Source organism: Micromonospora sp. NPDC007220 (assembly GCF_040634035.1).
Classification (GTDB): Bacteria; Actinomycetota; Actinomycetes; order Mycobacteriales; family Micromonosporaceae; genus Micromonospora; species Micromonospora reichwaldensis.
Genome location: NZ_JBEYEU010000062.1, coordinates 1 through 2,650, shown reverse-complemented (window position 1 = coordinate 2,650; position 2,650 = coordinate 1). Strand labels below are relative to the sequence as shown.

Sequence of the window (2,650 nt, the reverse complement as noted above, 5' to 3'; positions counted from 1 at the left end):
CCGTTGTTGTTGGGGTCGGTGAAGTCGAACATCGGTCACACGCAGGCGGCTGCGGGGGTGGCCGGGATCATCAAGATGGTCTTGGCGATGCGGCACGGGATGGTGCCGGCGACGTTGCACGTGGATGCGCCGTCGTCGCATGTGGACTGGGCGTCGGGTGCGGTGGAGTTGGTGACGGCGTCGCGTGAGTGGCCGGGGGCGGGGCGTCCCCGGCGGGCGGGTGTGTCGTCGTTCGGTATCTCCGGCACGAACGCGCACGTCATCATCGAGCAGCCGGAGTTGGCGGCGGAGCCCGCCTCGCAGCCGGTGCTGGGGTCTGCTTCCGCGTCGGCTGCGGAGCCGGTGGCGGCGGCGGAGTCCGTCCACCCCTCGGGTGCGGAGCAGCGCGGCGAGACCGACCGGGGCGGATCGGCGGACGGGCTGCCGGTTCCCGCGTCCGCCGAGCGCGCGTCCGTGGGTCTGCCGGTGCCGTGGGTGGTGTCGGGGCGCTCCGAGCGGGGCCTGGCGGGTCAGGCGGGGCGGTTGGCGTCGTTCGTGCGCGATCGTGGCCTGTCGCCGGTGGACGTGTCGTGGTCGTTGGCGACGACCCGGGCGGCGTTGGAGCACCGGGCGGTGGTGTGGGGCTCGTCGGTGGACGACCTGGTTGCCGGTCTGTCGGCGGTGGCCGAGGGGCGGCCGGCGGTGTCGGGCGTGGTGTCGGCGGGTCGCCGGGCGGTGTTGTTCACGGGGCAGGGTTCGCAGCGCGTCGGGATGGGCCGGGAGCTGTATGACGCGTTCCCGGTCTTTGCGGCGTCGTTCGACGAGGTGTGCGCGCGTTTCGACGGCTTGTTGCCGCGTTCGCTGCGCGAGGTGGTGTTCGCGGAGCCGGGTTCGGAAGCTGCTGCTCTGTTGGATCAGACCGTCTTTGCGCAGGCGGGGTTGTTCGCGGTCGAGGTGGCGTTGTGGGAGCTGCTCTCGTCGTGGGGTGTGCGGGCCGACTTCCTGGCGGGTCATTCGATCGGTGAGGTGACGGCGGCGTACGTGTCGGGGATGTTGTCCCTGGCGGATGCGTGCACGCTGGTGGCGGCGCGGGGCCGGTTGATGCAGGCGCTGCCGGCCGGCGGCGTGATGGCGGCCGTCGGCGCGTCGGAGGAGGCTGTCGCCGAGCTGATCGGCGCGTCGGGCGCGGCGGTCGACGTGGCGGCGGTCAACGGTCCCACGTCGGTGGTGGTGTCGGGTGCTGCCGGCGAGGTGGCGTCGGTGGTGGCGGCCTGTCGTGAGCGGGGTTGGCGGACGAAGGACCTGGCGGTCAGTCACGCGTTCCACTCGCGGTTGATGGAGCCGATGCTGGACGAGTTCCGGTCGGTGGTGGCGGGGCTCGACTGGCGGGTGCCGCGCGTCGCGGTGGTGTCGAACGTGACGGGTGCCGTGGCGGACCCGTTGGAGCTGGTGGATCCGGAGTACTGGGTGCGGCACGTGCGGCAGCCGGTGCGGTTCGCCGATGGTGTGGTGGCGTTGCGGGCGCAGGGGGTGGACACCTTCCTGGAGGTTGGCCCGGATGCGACGTTGACGGCGATGGTGGCGGAGATCGTCGCGGATGCGGGGGTGCGGCGGGTTCCGGCGTCGCGGCGGGACCAGTCGGAGGTCGCCGCGGTGACGGCGGCGTTGGGGCAGTTGTGGGTGGCGGGTGTGCCGGTCGACTGGGCTGCCTACCACGGTCAGGTCGGCGCCCGGCCGGGCGTGGTCGACCTGCCCACGTACGCCTTCGACCACACCTGGTACTGGCCCGAGGCGGCGCCCGTGGCCCGCCGGGACGCGCACGGCGAGGCTCTCGACGGGCGGTTCTGGGCGGCCGTCGAGTCCGGCGACCCCGACCTGGTCGGCGGCGAGCTGGGCGTCGGCGCGGACGAACCGTTCAGCGCGGTCCTGCCGAAGCTCGCGCAGTGGCGGCGGGCCGCACAGCAGCAGTCGACCGTGGATTCCTGGCGCTACCGCGTGGTGTGGCGATGCCAGGACGTGACCGGGAACGAGAACCTGACCGGCTCCTGGCTGGTGCTGATGGTTCCCGGCCAGGAGGACCACCCGCTGCTGGCCGGGCTGGCGGAGCGGGGCGCCGAGGTGGTGCCGGTGGTGCTGGACGCGCTGGACCGGGACGAGATCGCGCGCCGACTGGCCGGAGCGGTGGAGGCCGGGAAGCCGGTCGCCGGGCTTGTCTCGCTGCTGTCGCTGGCCGGAGCGGGCGTGGTCGAGGCGCTGGCGGTGGCGCAGGCGCTGGCCACGACGGAGGTCCAGGGGCGGCTCTGGTGGCTCACCCGTGGGGCGGTCTCCGTGGACGACGCGGAGCCCCTGACCGACGTGTTGGGTGCTGCGGTGTGGGGTTTGGGTCGGGTGGTGGGTTTGGAGGTGCCGTTGCGGTGGGGTGGTTTGGTGGATTTGCCGGGGTTGTTGGATGGGGGTGTGTGGGGTCGGTTGTGTGGGGTGTTGTCGTCGGCTGGTGGTGAGGATCAGGTGGCGTTGCGGTCGTCGGGTGTGTTTGTGCGGCGGTTGGTGCGTGGGGGTTCTTCGACGACTGCGGGTGGTGGTTTCCGGTTGTCGGGGACGGTGTTGGTGACGGGTGGTACGGGGGCGTTGGGTGCGCGGGTGGCGTTGTGGGCGGTGGGTGTGGGTGCGG

The 2,650-nt window shown here is 72.6% G+C and carries 1 protein-coding gene; it reads left to right on the top strand.

Annotated elements, in window-relative coordinates; genetic code table 11:
• Window positions 1-18: 18 nt before the first annotated feature.
• Window positions 19-2,650: type I polyketide synthase (locus ABZ573_RS32425; protein WP_358122913.1), on the top strand; the 2,632-nt coding region annotated here is incomplete at its 3' end.